Below are 24,445 nucleotides of genomic sequence, written 5' to 3'. Positions count from 1 at the left end.
GATACAATTATTCTACTTTATCGCCTAAAAGTTCTTTCTCAGCGGTCGTAAGTGCATCTACGAGGGCGTAACGTTTACTTCTAGTTACCGCCATCTCATCCAGAGCGTCTACCATATTTTTGTAGGTACTACTCTTTAAAGGCTTAATAACGACTACAAATTGACTTAAGCCTTTATCATCTTTTCCGTGTTCACGATCTACCTGTGCCTGTGATTGAAAAATCAACGTGCGCAAATCAGGACCGAAAGAGACTTTCTTCAAATCAGTTTTGGCTTTGTCGTCGTCAGCCGCAATCCGATCAAGTGCCCATACGGTATTGTCTTTCCCCAAAAACAAAGTCAATACTTTGGAAGCTTTTAGAGGCTCCGTTTCTTGAGGAGTGTCTTTGTTTTGCTTATCGGGCACCGCCAATGACATCGAAGAAGGCTTGCTGAGCGTAGTAGCCAAGATGAAGAACGTAATGAGCAGGAAGCCCAAGTCCACCATCGGGGTCATATCTACGCGTGTAGAGGCTTTTTTACTGCGGACTTTCTTATCACCGTGTCCGCCACCACCACCTTGTGCTATATCTGCCATTTCTTAAAAGAGTTTTAATAGTGGTTTGGTTAATTATTCTGCTTTCCAGCCAGCGGGGGGGGCCTCAGTTCCTGTAATCAAGTTAAACTTGTTGATGTTTTGTGCTTGTAGTGAGCCCATTACATCTTTAAATACAGCAAACTTAGAAACGTTATCACCTTTGATAGCGATACGAAGTTGGGGATTGGCACGGCGTGCCTGATAAATCCACTTAGCCAACTCGTTTTGTGCGGTTGAGTCCGTTGGAATACCAGGTTGTGGCACATCCTTCATTTTATCAGGATTAGTCACCCCTACGTTAAGCCACTGAGGTAAAGAGCGGATTGGAACACCAAAGTTAGCTTGAAGAGAAAATACTTTTTTCTGTTTGTCAGTAAATTGTACTCCTTCCGTTTGGGTGATATTATCGAGCATAGCAAGGCGCGTTTGCTGATTATCCACTCCAAAATAAACTTTTCCGTCTTTGCCTATGCTAATAATCATAATGTCCTTATCGGGAACTTTTATAGCCGATATAGACGAGGGCGTTTCGATGGTTGCCGCATCTTGTGCTTTGAACTGAGCCGTCAAGATAAAGAAGGTCAGCAGCAGAAAGGCTACGTCACACATCGCCGTCATGTCCATCATCGGATAATTCCGCTTGGGTTTTAGAGCAGGCATATTACTTTCGTTTTAAATTGACAATACAAATGTAGAACACGAACAAATACAAAGCAAATATTTATATATAATTTTTCTATATATAACATTTACCCTGCCAACTCTTAGTTATGAGCTGAGAAATTTTGCTGGATGCTCAAACCGATTTCGTCAATTTTGTAAGTCAACGTATCAATACGGCTTGTAAAGTAGCTGTACATGATTGTAGCAATAGCCGCAGTACCGATACCGAGAGCCGTGTTTACAAGTGCTTCCGAGATACCTGTTGCAAGAGCACCAGTATCAGGAGCACCAGTGTTACCCATAGCGGCAAACGCACGAATCATACCCAATACCGTTCCAAGAAGAGCCGTCAAGGTAGAAACAGACGCCAAGGTTGCGATAATGGTCAAGTTTTTCTCAAGCATAGGCAACTCAAGGCTGGTTGCTTCTTCAACTTCTTTCTGAAGAGCCGCCAATTTTTGATCTTTTGTCAGTTCGGTTTCTGTACGAAGTTCAATGAACTTGTGAAGCGCTGTTTTTACAACGTTACCAACTGAACCTTTTTGCTTGTCACACTCTTTGATAGCCGCTTCAATTTCATTTTTGTCAAGAAGGCTTTTCACTTTGCGAACAAACTCATCAATTGAACCTGAACCATTGGCACGGCCAAGAATAAAGAAACGCTCAATTGAGAAAACTAATACCGTTAAGAAACAGGTAAACAACAATGGTACGATAGGTCCCCCTTCATAAACGATACCGAAATAATCGCCAGATTTTGGTCCTTTTTCGTGGTCTCCATCTACAAAGTGACTAGGGTCACCGCAGATATACTGATAAACGAGGTAAGCGATAACCAACAATACAGGAATGACCAGAATGGGGTTAAGACCACCAGCTGATTTTTTGGGAGCGGCCGCCTTGGCCGGTGCGGGAGATGTAGCCTTCTTTTCCATCAGACTTACTTTTAGGGTTTAATTGAAAAATAGTTTAAGTGTTTGCGCTGTAAAGAAAACGAAAATTTTAAACGGTTAATGCTTTAACCAAGAAAATTTTTGTTGGTGATTTCTTAAAATACTTATAAAAAATGCGGTACAAAGCTATAAGATTTCAGAAAAAAAACTGTCAATCTGATGGTTAGTTTTTTTAAACTTTTTTAAAATCTTTCTCTTTCAACCATCCATTATACAAAAGATTTCATCTTTCTAAGTACGTTTTACCAATTGCCTCCTCCAACGTAACTGCTGTATTATCAAGCAAAATACTTAGTTTGACAATAATATCAGGTACAATTTCAAAAGCTTATTCCAAAGTAATTGGAAATCATATTTTACTCTATATAAATTTCCTTCCTCACCAAAAAAACCAGAAAAATTCCTTTGAGGGCCGAACCCAAAAGGAGATTTTGCTAGTTGAAATTAAATAAAAAAATCTGGCAACAGTTCGCTGTCATTCACTTCTGTGTACTTGTACATGTCGAAATTTGTGATTCCACTTTCACGCAAAACTTCTTCATCAATGAAAAAATTGCCTGTACACTCGCGGCTGTGTTTGCTCAAAATTGCATGGGCTGCATCAGCCATAATTTCTGGTTTCCGGCATCTTTGAATGGACTGTTCTCCGCCCAAAAGATTCCGAACTGCGGCCGTTGCGATGGCGGTTTTGGGCCACAATGCATTGAAAGCCACGCCTTGTTTTCGAAACTCTGCCGCCATCCCCAAGACACACATGCTCATACCGAATTTGGCCATGGTATAGGCTACATGAGGAGCAAACCAACGAGCCTCCATATTGAGCGGCGGCGACAGGTTCAATACATGGGGATTGTCTGCTTTGAGTAGATAGGGCAAACAGGCTTTGCTCGTAAGAAATGTGCCTCGGGTGTTGATTTGATGCATTAAATCATAACGCTTCATATCAGTCATTAGGGTGGGAGTCAACTGAATAGCGCTGGCGTTATTGACTAAAATATCAATTCCGCCAAAAACCTTTACAGCTTCTTCCACTGCGTCATATACCTGTTGCTCTTCTCGAACATCCACGATTAAGGGCAAGGCTTTGCCGCCGGCAGCCTCAATTTCCGCCGCAGCCGTGTAGATGGTCCCAGGCAACTTGGGGTGGGGTTCGGTCGTTTTGGCCGCAATGACGACATTGGCTCCCTCCTGCGCCAAACGCAGTCCAATTGCTAATCCAATACCTCGGCTGGCGCCCGTAATAAAGGCCGTTTTTCCTTGAAAATGGTTCATGTTTCCGTAAATAGTAAGGGTTTTAACGCAATTATGAAAGTACTATTGGCACGATTTATGATTTAAGTTTAAACTAATGTTTACACGAAGGTAAGTGACCTCAATTATAGAAAAAATATAATTGCTAGATTGAGTCTAAAAATCAATGTATGAAATTACGCTCGGCATCATATTTGGTTGTAATAGCTGTCCTGTTTAGTTACCACTCCTCCGCAACCGCGCAGGAAAACTGTGATAGTTTAGCCGCGCCCTCTATCAGTTGTCAAAAACAAGTCAGTTGTGCAGGGCAACCGGTAGTGTTAAAGGCTACGGGATGCGATGGAACTGTTGAATGGTCAACTAAAAAGACGGGAGCAACCCTCACTGTTTATCCGACTCAAACGACGACATTCCAAGCGGTGTGTCTAAAAGGAGTGTGTAAAAGCAAAGCCTCAAATGAGCTAGCCATTACGGTCTCCACCCCCGCTACTCCAGTTGTTGAGGCTACAAAAACCAAACTCTGTTTCGGCGATTCTGTTAAATTAACCACGAAAGGATGCTCTGGTGAGGTGATTTGGTCTAATGGGATGGTGGGGAAAGAAATTATTATTTATCCAGTAGCAACTACTAAATACACTGCTACATGTCGTACCGAAGGATGCGTCAGTTGTTTTGCAGATGATATCATTATTGCGGTTATGGGAGGTGAACCTTTAAGGTTAAAGGCATCTCAATCTACTATTTGTGAAGGACAAAGCACTATTTTATCGGCCACTGGCAACTGTGCAGGACAAGTAAAATGGTCAACAATGGAAACGGGGAGCACCATTACGGTCAAACCCAACCATACCACTGAATACTGGGCCCGTTGCGAAACCGACGGATGCGAGCCTGTCAAAAGTACCCTCACCATTCAAGTTGCACCTCCCCAACCACCCGTCTTAACATCCACTAAAAGTGCTGTTTGCGTTGGTGAAAGTCTCACAATTACGGCCGAAGGGTGTTCGGGAATCGTCAAATGGAACACGAAAATGGAAGGGCAAACCATCACTGTCTCTCCAACCGAAACAACAACCTATTCAGCCGTTTGTGTTCAAGGCACCTGCCAAAGCAATTTCTCTTCACCTATTATAATATATACCAAAGAGTCCACTCCAGCCCAACCGCAAGCAATACAGGAATTAAAGAATGAATGCCCTTACACAACCGTTGATTTATCTTCTGCTATTATAGTAAAAGCAGCGACAGGGGTTTACCATGAGGCCCATACAGGCGATTCTCCCACTTCGCCTTTGGTCGCAGAAGTAGGAGCTATTGCCGAAAGTCGCACCTTCTACTTGTTTGCTCGAAGCAAAGAAGGTTGTTACAGTGAAGCAACCCCTGTTAAAACAATAATCAATGCCTGTCAAAATGCCTTGCCGCTTTGCAGTACAAACCCTGCAACGGCTGCGATTGTCAAAGCCGAGCTGACGACAGCCAGCAATTATTCACTAGAAGGCAAAATTGGAGGCATCGCTGATCATGGTCAATGGAAAACCAACGGCACAGGAGTCTTCAATACGATGGTTGGGCTATCGGTGATTTACACCCCGTCACCAGAAGACCGTCAGGCAGGAAAGGTGTCCATTCATTTTTCTAGCAACGACCCTGATGGCGAAGGCCCCTGTAAAGCAGGTGTGGATATAAAAGAATTGGAAATTAAGGCGGAGCCATCGTCAACCAAAGAAATTATTGGCATCAATAAATTAGTAAAAGGATGGTCACAACTTTCGGCACAATTGTTTGAAATTGAGTACACTATTCAAATTGTCAACATGGGCAAGAATGAACTTAAGCGAATTGAACTCTTAGACAGTTTAGATACAGTTTTCAAAAATGGCGCAATTATTGTAGGAAAACCAATCGTAAAGGCCCTTGACTTTGTTTCAGCACTTACCATTGACACCGCTTACACAGGGCAAAATGGTCATTACAACCTCTTGGCCCCTGATTCAGGCTCTCTATTGTCAGGACAAACTTATAGCGTAACCATCAAAGCCGTTATCAATACTGCCAATGCAAAAGATAGTTTATTTTACAATACCGCTTATGCAAGGGCGCAGGATGTCAATGGAAATTTTTGTAACGACAAATCGACCAACGGAAATTGGCCTGACCTTAATCAAAATGAAGACCCAACCGACGATTCAGTGCCTACCGTTGTGGCGCTAAATACCTTGAAAGATGCAGGACTTGACTTATTTTTTCCAGAAGGATTTTCGCCCAATTCAGATGGCATCAACGATTTTTTTGTCGTAAAAAAACCAATCGGCCTGACCGCCTTGCTGGAAGTTTATAACCGATGGGGTGGCTTAGTGTACCGAAACGAAGATTATAAAAATGATTGGAACGGGGGTATTGATTCCCAAAATAATATCCCTACTGGTACTTATTTCTATATTATAAGATTAAGTGACGGACGGGAATTTTCGAAGTTTTTAACAATAAATCGCTAAAACCCGTTCGTTAAAACAATATCTCAATTAGCTGATATGCAAGGGACTTAAAAGCATATACCCATGATAATTAAACTTAAATATCTTTGTTTGGCATTACTTTTCTCCACCTTTACACTGGCACAAACTCCAGGGAGAGAATCGTTATTACAGCAAGCCAACCGGCACTTCGACACCCAAGCTTATGCCAAAGCAGTAGCTCTATATCAGGAGATACTGAGTCAAAATCTATTACCTATTCCGCAGCGCCAACAAGTACTATTGAACTTAGCTTCATCTTACTTCAATCTAGGAGACCACGTAAAATCGGAAGAATTTTATAAAACTATCCTCAGCGAAAGCTCCGTAGGTGAGTTGCCCGCCTTCCACTATTTGAATTTTGCAAAAGCGCTTGCCAATAATGGTAAAATGCAGGAATCCGAAAAATATTATGACCTCTATCAAAGCCGTAAATTGGCCGAAACTCAAAGAAATCAGGGAGCAGAAAACTTTACCAAGAAACGCATTACGTATCGTCTCGACTACCTTGCCATCAATACCCCCAACGCCGAGTTCAGTCCCATGTATTACAAAGATGGATTGGTTTTTGTTTCGGGGAAAGCCGCTGGGGCAGTTTCTTCAGAATCTACCGAAAAAGGGTATTTAGATTTATTTTTTGTTAACAAAGAAAGTGAAATCAAATCCTTGACTACGCTGAATGCTGATGGAACCGAAGCTGAAATAAAAGATGCACGCCGGATACCCACTCCCACTCAGCCAAGAAAGCTTGGCAGCGACTCATACACAAAAAATACCTCCAATGATTCCCGTACCCTTGGCTCTTACAGCGGCTATGGCTTGAATGACGAATCAACCACAGGGCAAAAGTCAACGGCTAAATCAGGAAAAGCATTCCCGTTTAGCAAGGAATTGAATACAAGGTTTCACGAAGGTCCAGTCACGTTTTCGGCCGACGGCTCCCAAATAATTTTTACGCGCAATAACTTTAACGAAGGCCAAAAAGGAGTAAGCGAAGATAATAATATCAAACTCAAACTCTACAGTGCACAGTGGGGAAATGGCGACTGGACCAATGTGCAGGAACTCTCCTTCAACAGCAACGATTATTCTACCGCCCATCCTTCGTTGAGCAAAGATGGCTCGCTACTATATTTTGTCTCAGATATGCCCCAAGGAATGGGAGGCAAAGATATCTACGTGTCGAGGTATAATAATGGACAGTGGTCAACCCCTATTAATTTAGGAAAAGAGCTAAATACAAAACAGGATGAAGTCTTTCCTTTTGTCGACGCCCGTGGAAACCTGTATTTCTCAACTGCTGGCCGCAAAGGAGGCTACGGTGGTTTGGATTTATACTATGCAATACTGAGTAAAGACGGTACAAAAGTCATTGAAGTGATTCATTTAGATGCGCCTATCAACTCCAAAGCCGACGATTTTGGGCTCATCACTGATGCATCCCGAACGACAGGTTACTTAAGCAGTAATCGCCGCGAAGGAGATGACGATATTTATCGCTTCACGCGTGAGAGTTCCCTTTATGAATGTCGTGAATTGCTTGTACGGGTCTTTGATAACCAAACCCAGCAGCCTCTCGACAGTGCCACCATCACCCTTAAATCAAAATCAGAAAGCCCCGAAGCCGACAAACCGTTGCAGACAGACGCCAACGGTTGGGCACATTTATGCCTCGCCTCCAACAACGATTTTATCTTTAATATTTCTAAAAATGGTTATTTGGACAACACAATCGGTTTTTCGACCCGCTATTTGACCGACGATAAACCAACACGTTTAGAGCTCGGCATGGAGACTTTCACAGTAAGCAATATTATTTCTTCGACTACTACCGAAACTGCACCAAACAAGACACCAATCCGTGACGACGTCTCTGAATTAAAGCACTCTCGAGTAAGGGGAATCGTCCGCACCGAAACCGACCGGCAACCCATCGAGGGAGTGTTGGTTAAGCTACGAAACGAATGTGATAAAAAAATATACGAATCTATCACTGGCCCCGACGGTCGTTATGACTTTGAGATTGCGGAGGGATGTGATTATACTTTGATTTATTCCAAAGATACCTACGGAACAAATACGGTTAAAATCAACCGAGTTCCCAAAAAAGCGGAGCCCAAAGTGCTCTCCAAAGATATTGGCCTTTTGAAAAAGGGCGACATTGTCAAACTTGACAATATTTATTACGACCAAGGCAAAGACGGAATTCGTCCAGACGCGGCTCGTGAATTGGAAAAGGTAGTTGCTACGATGAAACGTTATCCTTCTCTTCAAGCCGAAATCCTCTCCCATACTGACAGTCGGGGCGATGCTAACTTCAATCGGGTACTTTCTCAAAAAAGAGCGCAGGCGGTTGTAGATTACATGGTTTCGAAGGGCATTAGCCGAAATCGCCTTAAACCCACAGGAATGGGCGAGAGCACCCCTGTCAATGGTTGCGTAGATGGCGTTATTTGTACGGAAGCTGAGTACCAGAGAAATCGACGCACTGAGTTTAAAGTACTAGAAATCAGATAAATAAATGTTTTTAATTTAAAAAGAGGGCCCCTGATTAGGACCCTCTTTTTCTTTTTTATTGAGCGTAATCCATAAAACGCCTATTTTTGAGGTTTCGGTCCGTGTATTTATTTTTGCAAAGACCCCAAACCATAAAGACTCAACAATGGGCTTCCGCTCTTTTCTCAGCAAACCGCTCGCAAAATACATTTTTAACAGTCAGCAAAACTGGATGTATAATGCCCCAGCAACTCAAAATCAATGGCGAACAAAATTGGTCTCAACTGCCGCAAACACGGCCTTTGGGCGCGATCATTTTTTTAAGGATGTGGCATCATACGAAGATTTTAAGCAGGCCGTTCCCATTCGGGATTATGAAGACTTAAAAGGATACATTCAACAGATAATCGACGGCCAGGAAAATATTCTATGGCCTGGAAAACCTATCTATTTTGCTAAGACATCGGGCACCACATCGGGCACAAAATACATCCCAATCAGCAAAGACTCTATCTCCAATCATATCAATTCCGCCCGCGACGCACTGCTCAACTATATTCATGAAACTGGCAAAGGGGCATTTTTAGACAACAAACTCATTTTCTTATCGGGCAGCCCAGTGCTAGATACCAAAGGAAGCGTGCCTACGGGGCGGTTATCGGGTATTTCTAATCATCACGTTCCTGCCTATCTGCGTACCAATCAACTACCAAGCTACGAAACCAACTGCATCGAAGAATGGGAAGAAAAATTGGAACGGATTATTGACGAAACCATTTCGCAGCCCATGTCGCTCATTTCGGGGATTCCCCCGTGGGTACAGATGTACTTTGATCGCATCATTGCCCGAACTGGCAAACCCATCAAAGATGTTTTTCCCGAATTTCAACTCTTCGTTTATGGAGGGGTCAATTTTGAACCTTATCGGGCTAAGCTATATGAGTCGATCGGAAAAAAAATAGACTCTATTGAGATGTATCCTGCCTCCGAGGGCTTTATAGCATACCAAGATTCTCAGTATGCGGAAGGGCTGTTATTGCTGGCTGATACTGGTATTTTCTACGAGTTTATTCCTACGGAAGAGTTTTTCAACCAGAAACCAACGCGGTTGTCGCTGGAAGAAGTCGAAGTAGGCAAAAACTACGCCCTCATTATCAACAATAACGCAGGTCTTTGGGGCTATTCTATTGGTGACACCGTTAAATTTGTTTCCAAAGACCCCTATCGTCTGTTGGTCACGGGACGCATCAAGCATTTTATTTCTGCTTTTGGCGAACACGTCATTGGTGAAGAAGTAGAAAAAGCGCTTAAATACGCCATGGAACGACAACCCGAAACCGAAGTCGTTGAGTTTACGGTAGCTCCGATGGTTACCCCGAGTGAGGGACTCCCTTACCACGAATGGCTCATTGAATTTGCCACCCCACCCAACGATATAGAGCGTTTTTCGCTCGACATCGACCACCGGCTCGCTGAGTTAAACGTTTATTATGACGACCTCGTGTCGGGCAGCATTTTGCGGCCTTTAAAAATCACAAAATTGGCAAAAAATGCCTTCATTGACTACATGCGCTCGCAAGGCAAATTAGGGGGACAAAATAAAGTTCCTCGCCTGGCTAATGACCGAAAAATTGCTGATTTTCTATCCGTAGGCTAACAAAATTTTCTCTAAATCTTCATTGTCTAAGCCGTCGTATGCGACGGCTTAGCTGTTTTATTCCATCAATTATTTGTTGATTTCTTCCGAATACAAATTTACAAAAAGTACAAGTTTGGTCCGTTTTTTGCTCTGTATCTTTACCGTTAAATAATTATTTTACTACGATAAAATATAGACCGCTATATTGCAAGTGCCTGATAATCTATTGGTAAATTTTTAGGACATTGAACAATTTTTACGTATCTTTACGTTAATGTAGCTTTACAGCTACAGAAAAGCGAGGTACTTTACCCTTCTTAAAAGGCATACCTAGCAATGTTTCACTAACCAAAAATCGTTTTGAAAAGAAGACAATGTATCATTCTATCAACGCTTTTGTTGTCAAGTTTAGGAGCTGAAGCCGAGGGCTTCAATGAATCCTCATGTATTCGCTTTTGTAATGAGCCACTCCCAGTTTATGAAAGCCAAGTACTCAAGTATTTTCAGTCTGCTTTGCTCCATACGGCGAGTATGCCCCTGCATCAAATCAAGCCAAGAGCGCAGAAATTCTTTCAGGTCATTGACCCAATTTTAAAACAATATCAAGTTCCACTGGATTTTAAGTACTTGTGTGTAGTAGAAAGTGCGCTCAACCCTAAGGCCATCTCCCACAAAGGAGCTTATGGCTATTGGCAGTTCATGCCCCACACAGCTCGTGCGATGGGCCTCATTGTTGACGGCCCAAAGGATGAACGCGAAAATCTGGTCAAATCTACCCACGCTGCCTGTCAGTACTTTTTAGACCTTCATCGTCAACTCGGCTCGTGGTCGTTGGTAGCAGCTGCTTACAATGCCGGTCCTACAAAAGTGAAACGGTATTTGTCAGCGCGCGGCAAAACAAGTTATTACAACCTTCGCATCAGTGCCGAAAATCGCCGTTATTTATACCGAGTTTTGGCCGCTAAGGAGCTTTTTACCCGTCCTGAACTGTATAAGTCGGTGATTAGTGAGGAAATGACTCTCCAAAAATTCATTCGACAACACGGACTGGCACTGGGCTTGATTGCCCCATTAAAAATAAAAATAAAGTCTCCTAAGACAAACGGGTTTCTTACCGAAGAAACGACCGCTACCTTGGATGAAGGGCTTTTAACAGGTTTTGACGATTTGATTTCGTTATCGTTTAAGCGAAACGGGATTTTCCGTTACACGCCTCCTGAGCCAATCGACGAGTTGGAGTTTGCCCAAAGTACTGACTCTAAAACGAATCTGTACTGGTGGAGAGCGCCCCGAGTTAATACTCGCCGACGAAACGACCTGAAAGCCTTACTGGCAGAGGCTCGTAGCAGAGTGGCACGTACTCCTCACTTAAACTCCAGTTTAGTTTAGCTAGCACGTTGTATTTTCAAACAAAAAGCGTCATCTTCTTCGAGATGACGCTTTTTGTTTGAACCAGAAGTTCTAATTCTATCAGGCTTGCTTAATCAACTGGATATTGATGTGCAGTTTTACTTCGTCGCTTACCACAATTCCGCCCGCTTCAGTGACAGCCGCCCAGTTTAAACCAAATTCTTTACGATTGACCTTGCCCGCAATTTCAAATCCTACTTTCGTATTACCATAAAAATCAACCATTTGTCCACCGTACTCGGCAGAAAGGGTTACCGATTTAGTAACACCCCTCATGGTCAAATCGCCCGTCAAAACGTATTCATCACCACTTTTTTTAGTCAATGAGGTAGATACAAACGAAAGCGTAGGGAAATTTTCGGCATCAAAAAAATCGGCACTTTTAAGGTGGGCATCGCGCTGTTCCATGTTGGTATCAATACTGTTGACATCGGCACTGAACTTAATAGAGGCGCCTTCAAAACTATCGCCATCCGTTTCAGCAGATGCTTCAAACGACTTAAAGCTCCCCGTTACGGTCGAAATTACTAAGTGCTTTACTTTAAATTGTACTTCTGAGTGTGTTGGGTCAGCTACCCAAGCAGTTTTTAATGTTGCCATTGTCTTATGTAAGTTTTATGTAAATCAAAATTGATGATGCAAATTTATATGTATATACATTAAATGTCAAGACATTTTTTAAATATTTTTTTTGAACAAAAAAAAGTTGCTAGTAAGCGTTTACTTACCAGCAACTTCGGAGAGGAACGACTGCCGTCGGTCTTTATTTATATCATTTCTGTGACGGAGGGAACGAGCGCTTCCTCGGCTTCTGTTTGCGGAATGTAAGTCTTAAAAAAACTTCTGATTTTTAAATATAGTACCCCCAAAACCGCTTCTTTAAAAATCTTAGTAGACATTTTAGAAACGCCCTTGGTCCGGTCTGTAAAAATAATCGGTACTTCGGTCATTTTATAGCCATATTTCCATGTATTAAATTTCATCTCAATTTGAAAAGCATAGCCTACAAATCGAATATCGTTTAAACCAATCCCCTGCAACACTTCACGTTTATAGCAAATAAACCCCGCTGTGGGGTCCATAATTTCCATCCCCGTAATGAAACGAACATAGACCCCTGCAAAATAAGACATCAAAACGCGCCCCATTGGCCAGTTGACTACATTTACCCCTTTGATATACCGAGAGCCAATCGCTACATCATTTCCATCTTTTGCACAGGCTGTATACAAACGAACCAAATCGTCGGGATTATGGGAAAAATCGGCATCCATTTCAAACAAATAACGATACCCCTCTCCAAATGCCCACTGAAATCCGTGAATATAAGCCGTACCAAGCCCCTGCTTACCTTTGCGCTCAAGCAAGTGCAATTGGCCAGAATACTCCTGCTGAAGCTCTTTCACTTTCAGCGCAGTGCCATCAGGAGAACCATCATCTACAACGAGTATATCAAAAGGAAGAGACAAACTAAATACCTTACGGATAATAGCCTCAATATTTTCAATTTCATTATAGGTAGGGATGACTACAAGATTCTCTTTGAAGATTCCCATATATTTTTTCGTTTTAAATTAATATCAAATCTGTTTAAAAAAGGCATCGAATAAAGACCAAACATCAACATGACAAATATCAGGCCATTTCGTACGTTAAGCATTACTACCCACAACAATTTCATTTCGACCATGCGATGATAGGAGCCTGGGTAAATCGCTATTGTTAAGATAAACGCTACCCCAAAACAATAAATTATCGTGGGACGCAAAAAAGGGACAATCGGCAAAAACCAAATCAGGTATTGTGGAGAAAATACTTTATTACTTACTAAAAACAAAAGTAACACTACTCCAAAAGCAATCAGCAACATCTCCGTAGAAACGCGATTTTGCTTCTGAAAAAAGGCGTATATTACCCCCAAAACCAATAAATACGCTATGGCAAATCCCCAAGATAATACTTTCAAAAGTGAGATAGTCAGGGGAGTAACCAAATGAATAGCTCCAAAATTAGCGATTATTTGCAGCGGTGTTCCTCCTATTTTATTCCAAAGCACCAGCCACCCTCCTACCAAACTTTCAAGCTGAATACCTCTTAATTGGTGATATTTTAGGAAAGACCCAACATCCTCCCCCGCCCAAAAATACATTGCTACAATTGTAAGTACCGAAATCACCGAAACTCCCCCTAAAAAAAGCGCTAGAAATCGGTATTGCTTATTTACAAAATAATAAAAAACGATTGGCGCTACAAAAATAACTGGGTATAGTTTTGCAAGAATACCAACCGCCAGCCATACACCAGAAGCGACTGGCGACTGCTTTACGACGTAATAAATGACCAGAATCGTAGAAAACGCCACAAAGGCGTCATACCTAAATAGAAAAATTGGCAGACTGATTACCCATAAAATCCAATAAATCAGATGTATTTCCTGGACTTTGGGCGCTTCTAAAAATGTATTCGCTATTTTACAAGCAATCCTCCCTGTATAAAAGCCAAGAACAATATTTTGCAGCGCAAAAAAAACGATAAAGCCATAGAAACCCGTTTCCCCAATTTGACACAACAATTGGGGAAACAGCATGGTAAGAATAGCCAATGGCGGGTATTCCAGCTTAAAATCATGGTAAGGCACTAGCCCGTACACAATTATGTTTTGGGAAAGGTCATAGTAGACCTGCAAGTCCCCCAAATGCACCGAGAAATTACGAAGGGTTACCACTACCTCAAAACACACAAACAACCCTACAAATACAAGTATAGTTTTTCTAAACAGGGCTGAATTCATGCATATTAATTAAGTGGAATCAGTACGATTTTACAGCATTAATAAAACAACGTACCTTTTCAGGATCGGTGTCTGGATATACTCCGTGGCCTAAGTTAGCAATATAACGCTGATTACCAAAGGTATCCAGCATTTTTCGAACTTCTTTTTCAATTTGACTAAAAGAAGAATAAAGCACGCAGGGGTCAAGATTTCCCTGTAAGGTTTTGGTGGGAATCAACTGGCGCGACTCCTCAATATCCATGTTCCAGTCCAGCCCTACCACTTCGCAGCTTAATTCGCCAATTTCCTTACGTGCAAAAAAGGCCCCCTTGGCAAACACTGTGACGGGGACTTCGGTGATTGCGTCACAAATTTGTTTGATATAAGGCAACGAATACTCTCGATACTGCGTTGGCGATAAGATTCCCGCCCACGAGTCAAAGATTTGAACCAGATTTGCCCCCGCTGCGATTTGTGCTTTTAAGTACAGAATGGTGCTGTCTGTGATTTTTTGGAGCAATTTATGCGAAAATTCAGGGTCAGCATAGAGAGCTTTTTTGGCCACTGAAAACGTTTTTGAACCTTTGCCTTCCGTCATGTAGCAAAAGATGGTAAATGGCGCACCCGCAAAACCAATCAAAGGCACGCGGCCGTTGAGTTCTTTTTTTACAATACGAATGGCTTTCAGCACATATCCTAAATCAGCTTCAGGGTCAGCGATTCGCAATTGGTCTATTTCGCCCATTGTTTTCACCACCTTCGGAAACACCGGCCCGCGTTTTTCTTCCATTTCGTAGGGTAAGCCCATCGCTTCGGGCACCACCAAAATATCGGAAAAAATAATCGCCGCATCTACCCCCAGCAAATCTACGGGTTGAATAGTGACTTCGGCGGCAAGTTCCGGCGTAGTGGCAAGTTGAATAAAACTACCTGCTTTTTCGCGTACGGCGCGGTATTCGGCCAATATTCGTCCTGCCTGACGCATCATCCAAACAGGTACACGTTCGGTTTTTTCTCCTCGCGCAGCCCGCAAGAGAAGGTCATTTTGTAATAATTCCATACTGCAAATGTACAAAGAAGCTGGTAGTAGGTTGGGGAGATGGGGAGAAATATCAACAACTCTGCCTAATAAAGCTCAAAAAATTTAACTGTTATTTTACCAAAAGGTTTTTTGCAACTTCATGACTGACAAACAATGTACGTACGTTGTCAATCAAAACGCTAACTGATTTATCAAAATCGCTGATTTCGTTCACTTTCAGTTGACAACCGAGGGTGAGGCCCGCTTTATCCAAATGCTGCAAAAACGCGGGGGAATGTTCTGATACTCCCGTCATAACCACCGTAGTTCCTTCCACAATTTCTGAGAGTTTACGGTAAATAAAACGGGGCATTTCGCCAGCAGCGTTAGGGATTGGATCGCCGTGGGGGTCAAACTTGGGATACCCCAAAAAAGCGTCCAGTTTTTCAATCAGGCGCTCTGAGCGTATATGTTCCAGTTCTTCGGCAATCACGTGTACTTCGTCCCAACCAAACTGAAGTTTTTCGGCCAAAAAAACTTCCCAAAGACGGTGCTTCCGAATGACCAACAACGCAAGCCGCTCACCTTCTTCGGTCAAGGTGACACCCCGGTATTTTTGATAATTAATCAATCCTTTCTCTGCCAACCGCTTAAGCATATCTGAAACCGACGCCGCCCGCGTATTGGTACTGTCGGCGAGGGCATTGGTTGAGACACCTTCCTGAGTCCCGATTGACAGGTAAAAGATGGTCTTGAGGTAATTTTCTTCCGTGAATGAATACAAGACTTTACAGTTTGTTTCAACAAAAAAACAAAATTTCGCTCACTTTTCTGCACTCACCATTCCAACATCTTTGATAAAACCCTGAATTTCAGGGAAAAATACTTGATAACTTTCACCAAAAAAGAAAATTTAGAAACGATAAATAAAAAATTTAGACTAATCTAAAAAAATTATTTGAAACCCCTTATATTTGTATTGCCTATTATTAACAAGCCATAAAAACACCTCGGTGGCACAGCTGTTTTGAGTACTAAATGCTGTGTCGCCACAAAACGAACAAAACAATGAAACTAATACTCTCTACCCAAAATATGCCTCTCGACCGCCAATCCCTTTCCGAAACCAACGCAAGCATTACCGTACACACAAAAGGCAGTTTTTGGAAAAAAATGTCGGCCTATATTGGGCCAGGTTTAATGGTTGCCGTTGGATATATGGACCCCGGAAACTGGGCGACCGACATCGCAGGCGGAGCGCGCTTTGGCTATACGCTGTTGTCTGTTATTCTTATATCCAATCTCTTTGCCATGCTTTTACAACACTTGTCGCTCAAGCTGGGTATTGCTACGGGCATGGATTTGGCGCAGGCTTGCCGCGCTTATTTTCCCAAAAAAGTAGCCCTCGTTTTGTGGGCATTGGCTGAAATAGCCATTACAGCCTGTGATTTGGCTGAAGTTTTAGGTTCCGCAATTGCCCTCAATCTGCTATTTCATATCCCGTTATCGGTGGGGGTAGTGATCACTACTTTGGATGTATTGCTGATTTTATATTTTCAGAACAAAGGGTTCCGCATCATCGAAAGCATTGTGGGTGGGCTGATTGCCGTCGTATTGATGTGTTTTGTGTACGAAGTCATCGTTTCTCACCCCGAATGGAGCCAAGTAGCGGGTGGATTGATTCCGCAAAAAGAAGTGATTACCAACCCAGGGATGTTGTACGTAGCCATTGGTATTTTGGGCGCTACGGTCATGCCGCACAACTTATATTTACATTCCAGCATTATCCAAACCCGCGCCTACGCACGCACGGATGAAGGGCGTAAATCGGCCATCCGTTATGCCACTATCGACTCAACGGCGTCGCTCGGCATTGCATTTTTTATTAATGCGGCCATTTTGATTTTGGCGGCGGCTACATTTCATACCACAGGCAACCAACAAGTAGCCGACATTACTGACGCCCACCACCTCCTCGACCCGCTTCTGGGTAGTCGATGGGCCAGCGTGCTGTTTGCCGTGGCTTTGCTGGCCGCTGGCCAAAACGCCACCATCACAGGCACCATGGCGGGGCAGATTGTGATGGAAGGATTTTTGAATCTACAAATGAAACCGTGGCTTCGCCAGTTAATCACACGGCTGATTGCGATTGTTCCGGCGTTGTTTGTTGCTATCCAATACGGCGAACATGGCACGAGCGAACTGCTTGTTTTTAGTCAAGTAATTCTCTCCATCCAATTGAGCTTTGCCGTGATTCCCCTGATTCTTTTCACCAACAAACGCGACTGGATGGGTCGTTTTGTCAACTCACGTTTACTTTCGACGGTTAGTTGGGTAATTGCCGCCATCATTGTGGTACTGAATGTATATTTATTGATAGATACTTTCACTTAGCGGTATTTTACCTAAAAAATACCTGAATTCCGGTATTGTGCACCGCTAGATAAACATAGATATTTGCACTCATAAAATCTGGTCCCCTTTTCTATAAGACACAGTAACAGCATTATCATTTTTCCTATTAGCAGCCTTTTTTACTTTTTTTATCGTTTTCAGCAGCTTTATGATGTTGTATTACATTTGAACCACAAAACAAATCGGCCAGTAAAGAGCGTAGTTCATCACTGGCCGATTTGTTTACTCTTTTTTCGCTAAAACCCTTCTTTCTCCTCTTCTTTCTCTTTTTTCTTAACAGGAACTTTGGCGGGCGTCTGCGCTACTTTTGCCCCTGGCTTGGCCTTGGGGTCAGTCGGCTTAGCCGCTGTTTTTGTATCCTTTGCCGTTGACGTTTTCGGGTCTTTCTTGCCCTTGGCAGGAGTTGCTTTATCGGCTACTTTTGTATCGGTTTCCTCCGTTATTTCTTCTTCGGCCTCCGTCTCTTCTATTTTAGGTTCTTTGGTTTTGGCGGGAGCAGCGGCCGCAGTTTTGGTTCCGCCGCTAGGAGCGGCTTTGGTAGGAGTACCCTTAGCGGGTGTCTTGGTATCTTTGGCCAATGTAGGCTTTTTAGGTCTGGGACGGTACATTGACATAAACCGGCTCACAAACATATCGCGCTCTTCTAGCCCGATAGGCAGTACTGTTGACTCCTTTTTATCACGTGATTTGACCGTAATAAAATCATTCACTTCCTGCACCGACGACACCATTGCCAGTTTTCCTTGCTGCCAGTCAAAGTAATACCAAACATCTTCCGACGACTCAATGTAGATACTCACCTCATCTCCCCGGGCGTTTTTGCGGATTTCAACCATTCCTTCCAACTCCGCATTTATGTCGGTGTTACCGAGGTTTGACACCCCGATTTTACCCACACTATAAAACGCATTTTGCGGCGCCGACCACCTCAAATCAACATTTGATAATACCAAGGATGCATTAAATTTGGGCGATGCATCAAACAGCGGCTTATACGCCGCCGCCGTACGAGCAATGTAGCTATCGGTGGCTTTTCGACCGATTAAGGCGGTCAATTTTGCCCCTAAACGTTCAAAATCAGGTTCTGCGGGGTCGCTGTTTTGTTCATCCAGATTCGTTTGAACAATATTCTCTGCGGCTTTGGTGATAATCTCCCGATTGGCGGGAAAATTCATCGAAAGCAGGGTATTAAAACGATACGAAGTGCTGTCAATGTTTGTTTGCACACTTCCCGACGCCAAAATCATCTCTTCTCCTTCTTTCTCGCCTCTTTCGTTAATCAAGTTAAGTTTTCCCACATAACTGATGGTGCCTTTGGCATCGTTGAAGGTGTACGCATTTTCCTCATCCACTAGCTCATCCGCTGATTTGGTCTCGGGAATGATTTTAAATAATTTGCTCTTCGCATCAAAACGTAACAAACCATGTGCTTCAAAAATAGTCTGGTCATTGCGGGCTTCTTTGGGCGATAAGAACGTACTGTATAGCCCATCAGCTCCTGCACGATAGTGTAATCCGACCGAAATCGGCAAATCAGACTCGTTTTTGAGGGAGGGGGTTACTTTCAACGCCACATCTTTGGTCGGCGTTTCTTTGAATGGAATCCAAGATGCAACCAAATCGGGGCGTTTTTTTATAATGGGCTTGATGTAGCCATCAAATTGCAGGTTTGGTTCGGGGGCCAACATTGTCATACCACCTTTGTACTGCAACCTCGGTCCCACCACAAAATTATCGACCTCCACAATCTCTGCCCGGGCAACGGTCGAAAATACCTTTGTTTTGTTCTGTGGAGCGCGGGTACTGGTTGAGGCCGAAGCCGTGGCTATCTGACGCAAATCAAAATTTCCCATTTTGACGGGAATGGTGTCATTGGTTACCGTAGCATATAGGTAGGTGGCATCGCCCGAGAATTTTGTACGGGATACAATCTGAATATTTCCGTTTTTCAGGCGGTGGTATTCATTCAACGTATCAAGAACCAAACGTGCGTTTTTAAACGGTGTCATTTCTCCGTTGCGGCGCACCACCACCAAACCCTTGTCAGGTAGCACCTTGGCATCAGCGGCTTTGATAAACGGAACCCCTCCGATGTTGAGCGTCATTTTTTCAATCTCATACAATGCCGACGAGCCGTTGAAGGTCAAGCCTTCTTGTTCGGGTGCGGTCGCCGTAAATGTTGACGTAGCCACATCGCCTTTCATCGCAATGGTTTTGGCATTAATATTCCATTGCGCGCGGTTGATAGATGTTCGATACGAGGCAAACGGAAATTCCATCAATGTGTTTTCCAACGAATTTTTGTTCGTAGCAATCCCCACCAATCCTTTCACGATGTTGAAATCAATGTCTACATTTTGCCCTAACAACACTGGCCGGGTGGCGTTGGTGGCTGAGATAATTTTATACTGCGACTCTCCCGCCAAAAACCCTTCTTTGTTAAATTTAATATCCTGAGAAGTAAGCTCGGAGTCGTCGCGACGCAGAAGGCCCTTGCCGTATAATCCCGTAGAGCGCAGCACAATACGCCCGTCTAGCTTGGTGGTAGCGTTATAAAAATTAAAGGTATTTCCTTTAGTAGTCAGCGACATACTATCGGCTTTGGGCATCCAGCGTAGGCTATAATTGCGCAGCTCTACTTTCGGAAAATAGGCTTTGCCAATGGTCGCTTCCTTGATTTCAGCCTCCGCTCCACTGGCAATCAATGAATCAGGCATAAACAACATGGCCTGGGTCGGAATGCGCGCACTCAAGTGGGCAATTTCGCCCTGCGAGCGCAACCCTTGCTTATCCATTACCAGTTCTTTTGTAAACTTTACGGTGGTATTGGACCCGTATACTTTATAACCAGCCGCGGGAGGCGTATAGTTAAATCCTAACGAATTGTCGGGCATGGAGCGCAGTTGTGCCTGAAACGGCGGGAAAATTCCCCCCGAATTAAATGTCCCGATAAACACAATGTCCTGTGTACCGAGGCTGTCATAATCCAATGAGGGTATCTTGAAGAATACTTTTTTATCGTAGATGAGCTCTCCCCGATCGGGTTGGTCAAAATAAACCGTCATTCCTTCGGGCACACTCAGGCGCGGGAATACCGAGTTTTTCTTACCCCCTGATTTATTTCCGGGGTCGTTTAGATAGATTCTTCCTGATTTTTCGTAGACAATATCGCCGCCCACTTCGGTCGAACTTCCTTTATCATAGGCTTCTTTGGGGATATACGTAATCTTGTCAATTTTGTTCAGGTCTACAAAAAACTTGTCGTAATTAAACATCAGATCGCGCCCATTGAACCTAAAGTTAGCTGACATCAGCAAGCCATTCATCATAAAATCCCGATTCTTGTAGACTTTGATTTGCTTGTCTGACGGAATAGCCACGATTTTCAGGGAATCACTAATGGTAAATTTATCAACCCCCCTAATCGTTAACACATTGTCTTTAAGGTCAATAGAAGCATTGGCAGTGGTACTGTTGGCGGGATAGAGCGACGACACCAGAAAATTGTCAAAGTCGGTTTGTTTGTTATTGGCCAACACGTACAAAAGCCCTTTACTGGCCATTCGGTACAGTCCCGTCTTGGGCTCAATAGCCAAGTACCCATCGACATTCAACTGACTAAAGGCAGTACGCAGCGCCGCGGGGTCACGTTTATAAAACAGTGCGACATCTTCGGCAAAAAAGGTCGGTGTTTTTTGTTTAGAAATATAGTTGGCCACCATCAGCAACGGATGAAAACCGTATTGTTCGCTCATGGCCCGAAAACGCTCTGGCTTGAAAAAACTAAAGGATTCAAAACGGACCGGAACGACATTTTTTCCCGCAATGACCGAAAACTCAATTTCATTTTTCACAAAACTCCAGCGTACCATTTCGGCGTCGATGTACATTTTATGGTACGAATCGGAAAAAAGGGTATTTTGATACCCCGTTCGCTCGGCTTTTTGAACCTTCACCAGTCCTTCCGAATCGTTGTAAGAAAGCCGAATGGCGGGGTGATACAAAGAATCTTTGTCGCCCAAATAAGTTGCAAAACTTGCCAACGGCGACGTAATGAGGGAGTCGGCAAATTCGAACCGACGGCTCGTTGATTTAAACGCTGTTTTGTTGCCGTTGCTGATAATCAGCGTTGAAGGCTCCTGGCTTAACGAACCGCTCGACAGTTTCAAACCCACCAACGACACGCCGCCTTTGTAGCGCATATTTTTGCTCAGTCCTTTCAACTGCGCGTCGTTCTGATAAGACACAAACCGTGGATACGGCGACGGCTGCCCCTTGGGCCGCCGCTTGCTTTCGTACTCAAAAAGTCCATCAATGGGTTGGTCAAGCTTGGCCGTATAGTTCAGCTTCGCGTCGTCGGTAATGAGTTTTGGTAGACCTACGTTAAAACTATAACCACCAAATGTAACGTAGACATCGGGGGTGCCCGCCATCTCCCAGGTCATTTTCCCGCCTTTCCCGAGCCAAATTCCTTCTTTGACCGCCAACTGACCGTTGGTTTGGGTGATAGGAACGGAGTCATTGGCGGTGGTCATGACTAAGTTTACATTTTTGAATTCAATAAGCGCTCCCGTCACGGTGGGCAAAGGCTTTTTTTCGTAAGCGGTGGCGCTGCTGAGCAACCCCGTCGAATCGGCAGTCACACTTCCCCATCCGTCATTGGCAGCGACAGGTTTGGTCGGGTCGGTTGCTTTGGCGGCATCGGCAGCCGCATCTACAAAGCGAAAGCTGAACGTACCCTCGAAGGCAAACAAACGGTTAAAATTTGAGAGATAAATCAGGCGATTTTCGAACAGGTTTCGCGCCGTTTCGAAATATTTAAGCGCGCTTTTTGTATCATAGGTTTCTACCACTTGCGTAGCCACGGTCAGGTAATTATCAACTTCGGCGGGGTTAGCGTAGGTTCCGTTAAAGGCCGCATTGATGCCGCTAAAAAACTGCTCAAAATGCGGCATTGCGGGTTTATAGCCTTTGGCCACCATGCGCCGCGAAAGCGCAATGATACTTTTCTGGTGATTTTGCGTCATACGACTGTCTAACCACAGCGTTTCTAGGTTCTTAGCCGCTTTGACATACGCCGGACTGCCACTCATCGCCATCATTTTTTGCGCATCGGCAATAAACTGCGCGGGGTCTTCGGAGAGCTTTACGACTTGGGCTTGTGTGTTTAAACCCAACAAGATAAAAACACATATTATAAGTAATGAGAACGGTTTCATAGACAGGTTTTTAAAACAAACTCTTAGGGGTATTATTGAAATCACTTGGCTCCACTATGTAGACATGCACATGCCCATAAACACAACGTAATTTGAAGAAAATAAACCATTTAATATAACTCAATTTAAGACCTTTTTATTTTGAATCAACGCCCATGTCTGAAGATTTTCTGTATTTCCTGTGGCAATTTCAGTATTTCCAAAAAAACAACCTGCAAACCGTTACGGGTGAGGCGCTTCAGATTTTGGCCGTGGGGCTGCGCAATACCAATGCAGGGCCCGATTTTCTGAATGGACGGGTGCTCATCGACGGATTGGAATGGGTGGGCAACATAGAAATGCACCTACGAAGCTCCGATTGGCACCGACATACCCACACGCACGACCGCACCTACGACAGCGTCATCCTGCACGTGGTCTGGGAAAACGACGCCGTCATTGCCCGCCCCGATGGCTCGTTGGTGCCTACACTCGCGCTCAAACCGCTGACATCCTTGGTGTTACTTCAAAAACACCATTCGCTCATCGATAACCACGAGGTGATTCCGTGCGCCGGTCAATTTGAACACGTACCCGAACTCCAAAAACGCTCCATGCTCGACCGCGCACTCCTGCAACGCCTCCAACGCAAGGCGGCCACTGTGCATGAAATGCTGGTGCGAAATCAGCAAGATTGGGAAGAAACAACCTATCAGTTGTTGGCCCAAAACTTTGGCTTTAAAATCAACGCCGAACCGATGCTTAGATTGGCGCAGGGACTCCCCCTCAAAGTCTTGCAAAAGCACCGCGACAATCGTACCCAACTGGAAGCGATGCTATTGGGCCAATCGGGGTTGCTTACCAACGCGCAAAATTCTGACGATTATTCCCTTACGCTAGAGCGTGAATATACTTTTTTAGCGGCCAAGTATGGCCTGAATTCTCACCAACTCCGCCTGCACGAATGGAAATTTTTACGTCTGCGTCCCGCCAATTTTCCAACGGTGCGCCTTGCACAATTGGCCACCCTGATTCAGCAGCAAACAAGCTTTTTTTCGTTGTTCATTCATGCCGAAAACGTTGAACAATTGAGTCGGTTGCTACGCGTTGAGCAATCGGCTTATTGGCAAAAACATTATTTGTTTCAGAAAGAGGCGTCGGCAAAAGTAGCCCTATTGGGCAAATCATCGGTTGAAAATATCGTCATTAATACTGTCATTCCACTTTTAGTGGCTTATTCGGAAGCCCGCGACAATCGTGTTTTTCTGGATAAAGCGATGGACTTTTTAGAACAACTCCCTACCGAAAAAAACCACATAACAGAGATCTGGACCGCGTTGAAACAAACCAAGAAGACGGCATTTGATTCTCAAAGTGTTATTGAACTTTACACGCATTTTTGCCAGCCCAAACAGTGTCTAAATTGCACGATTGGCACATCCCTTTTACGACATACCTAACCGTTTGATAATTACTTTTGGCGCGAAGAAACGATAATGTCTGCTTTTTTGTATTTTTATAAGTTCTTAACGCTTC

At 43.8% G+C, this 24,445-nt stretch carries 16 protein-coding genes; 6 read left to right on the top strand and 10 right to left on the bottom strand.

Annotated features, from left to right (window positions below; genetic code table 11):
- Nucleotides 1–7: 7 nt before the first annotated feature.
- The 4 genes from GVN20_RS00730 to GVN20_RS00715 all read right to left on the bottom strand — a co-directional run bounded on the left by GVN20_RS00730 (nucleotide 8) and on the right by GVN20_RS00715 (nucleotide 3,465).
- Nucleotides 8–577 carry a biopolymer transporter ExbD gene (locus tag GVN20_RS00730; RefSeq protein WP_166556507.1) on the bottom strand — a complete coding sequence of 190 codons (570 nt, stop codon included), beginning with the start codon at nucleotides 575–577 and terminating at the stop codon, nucleotides 8–10.
- A gap of 33 nt (nucleotides 578–610) precedes the next feature.
- Nucleotides 611–1,237, bottom strand: a complete 627-nt coding sequence (locus GVN20_RS00725; RefSeq protein ID WP_166556506.1) for a biopolymer transporter ExbD — start codon at nucleotides 1,235–1,237, stop codon at nucleotides 611–613.
- Nucleotides 1,238–1,341: 104 nt separating this feature from the next.
- Nucleotides 1,342–2,175, bottom strand: coding sequence for a MotA/TolQ/ExbB proton channel family protein (locus GVN20_RS00720; protein ID WP_166556505.1), 834 nt, complete (start codon nucleotides 2,173–2,175; stop codon nucleotides 1,342–1,344).
- Between the two features lie 462 nt (nucleotides 2,176–2,637).
- Nucleotides 2,638–3,465, bottom strand: coding sequence for an NAD(P)-dependent oxidoreductase (locus GVN20_RS00715; protein ID WP_166556504.1), 828 nt, complete (start codon nucleotides 3,463–3,465; stop codon nucleotides 2,638–2,640).
- 149 nt (nucleotides 3,466–3,614) lie between these two features.
- On the opposite strand from GVN20_RS00715, the gene GVN20_RS00710 reads away from it, so the two are divergent.
- From GVN20_RS00710 to GVN20_RS00695, 4 genes are all read left to right on the top strand, one after another.
- Nucleotides 3,615–5,939 carry a gliding motility-associated C-terminal domain-containing protein gene (locus GVN20_RS00710; protein WP_166556503.1) on the top strand — a complete coding sequence of 775 codons (2,325 nt, stop codon included), beginning with the start codon at nucleotides 3,615–3,617 and terminating at the stop codon, nucleotides 5,937–5,939.
- Nucleotides 5,940–6,002: 63 nt separating this feature from the next.
- A complete protein-coding gene (locus tag GVN20_RS00705; protein WP_166556502.1) occupies nucleotides 6,003–8,474 on the top strand; it encodes an OmpA family protein in 2,472 nt (823 codons plus the stop codon).
- A 145-nt stretch (nucleotides 8,475–8,619) separates the two neighbouring features.
- The gene (locus GVN20_RS00700) at nucleotides 8,620–10,110 is read left to right on the top strand and encodes a GH3 auxin-responsive promoter family protein (RefSeq protein WP_166556501.1); all 1,491 of its coding nucleotides are present in this window, start codon (nucleotides 8,620–8,622) and stop codon (nucleotides 10,108–10,110) included.
- Between the two features lie 342 nt (nucleotides 10,111–10,452).
- Entirely contained in the window at nucleotides 10,453–11,481 is a 1,029-nt protein-coding gene (locus GVN20_RS00695) for a lytic transglycosylase domain-containing protein (protein WP_166556500.1), read from the top strand.
- An 81-nt stretch (nucleotides 11,482–11,562) separates the two neighbouring features.
- Here GVN20_RS00695 and GVN20_RS00690 read toward each other — a convergent pair whose 3' ends face one another.
- The 5 genes from GVN20_RS00690 to GVN20_RS00670 all read right to left on the bottom strand — a co-directional run bounded on the left by GVN20_RS00690 (nucleotide 11,563) and on the right by GVN20_RS00670 (nucleotide 16,080).
- Nucleotides 11,563–12,102: a YceI family protein gene (locus GVN20_RS00690; RefSeq protein WP_166556499.1), complete on the bottom strand. Its 540-nt coding sequence runs from the start codon at nucleotides 12,100–12,102 to the stop codon at nucleotides 11,563–11,565.
- Between the two features lie 167 nt (nucleotides 12,103–12,269).
- Nucleotides 12,270–13,058: a polyprenol monophosphomannose synthase gene (locus tag GVN20_RS00685; RefSeq protein WP_166556498.1), complete on the bottom strand. Its 789-nt coding sequence runs from the start codon at nucleotides 13,056–13,058 to the stop codon at nucleotides 12,270–12,272.
- Nucleotides 13,031–14,293 carry a hypothetical protein gene (locus tag GVN20_RS00680; RefSeq protein ID WP_166556497.1) on the bottom strand — a complete coding sequence of 421 codons (1,263 nt, stop codon included), beginning with the start codon at nucleotides 14,291–14,293 and terminating at the stop codon, nucleotides 13,031–13,033. Before GVN20_RS00680 ends, GVN20_RS00685 begins: the two co-directional genes overlap by 28 nt.
- Before the next feature lie 19 nt (nucleotides 14,294–14,312).
- The gene (gene hemE, locus GVN20_RS00675; RefSeq protein WP_166556496.1) at nucleotides 14,313–15,335 is read right to left on the bottom strand and encodes a uroporphyrinogen decarboxylase; all 1,023 of its coding nucleotides are present in this window, start codon (nucleotides 15,333–15,335) and stop codon (nucleotides 14,313–14,315) included.
- A 91-nt stretch (nucleotides 15,336–15,426) separates the two neighbouring features.
- The gene (locus tag GVN20_RS00670) at nucleotides 15,427–16,080 is read right to left on the bottom strand and encodes a metal-dependent transcriptional regulator (protein ID WP_166556495.1); all 654 of its coding nucleotides are present in this window, start codon (nucleotides 16,078–16,080) and stop codon (nucleotides 15,427–15,429) included.
- A gap of 284 nt (nucleotides 16,081–16,364) precedes the next feature.
- Here GVN20_RS00670 and GVN20_RS00665 point away from each other — a divergent pair, with 284 nt between their 5' ends.
- Nucleotides 16,365–17,690 carry an Nramp family divalent metal transporter gene (locus tag GVN20_RS00665; RefSeq protein ID WP_166556494.1) on the top strand — a complete coding sequence of 442 codons (1,326 nt, stop codon included), beginning with the start codon at nucleotides 16,365–16,367 and terminating at the stop codon, nucleotides 17,688–17,690.
- A gap of 257 nt (nucleotides 17,691–17,947) precedes the next feature.
- On the opposite strand, the gene GVN20_RS00660 is transcribed toward GVN20_RS00665, so the two are convergent.
- Entirely contained in the window at nucleotides 17,948–22,930 is a 4,983-nt protein-coding gene (locus GVN20_RS00660; protein WP_166556493.1) for a hypothetical protein, read from the bottom strand.
- 155 nt (nucleotides 22,931–23,085) lie between these two features.
- Here GVN20_RS00660 and GVN20_RS00655 point away from each other — a divergent pair, with 155 nt between their 5' ends.
- Nucleotides 23,086–24,369, top strand: a complete 1,284-nt coding sequence (locus GVN20_RS00655) for a DUF2851 family protein (RefSeq protein ID WP_166556492.1) — start codon at nucleotides 23,086–23,088, stop codon at nucleotides 24,367–24,369.
- Nucleotides 24,370–24,445: the final 76 nt, after the last annotated feature.

The organism is Runella sp. CRIBMP (genome assembly GCF_009905605.1).
In the GTDB taxonomy this organism is placed as follows: Bacteria; Bacteroidota; Bacteroidia; order Cytophagales; family Spirosomataceae; genus Runella.
The sequence above is the reverse complement of the archived record's forward strand: the minus strand, read 5'-3'. Positions and strand labels throughout refer to the sequence as shown.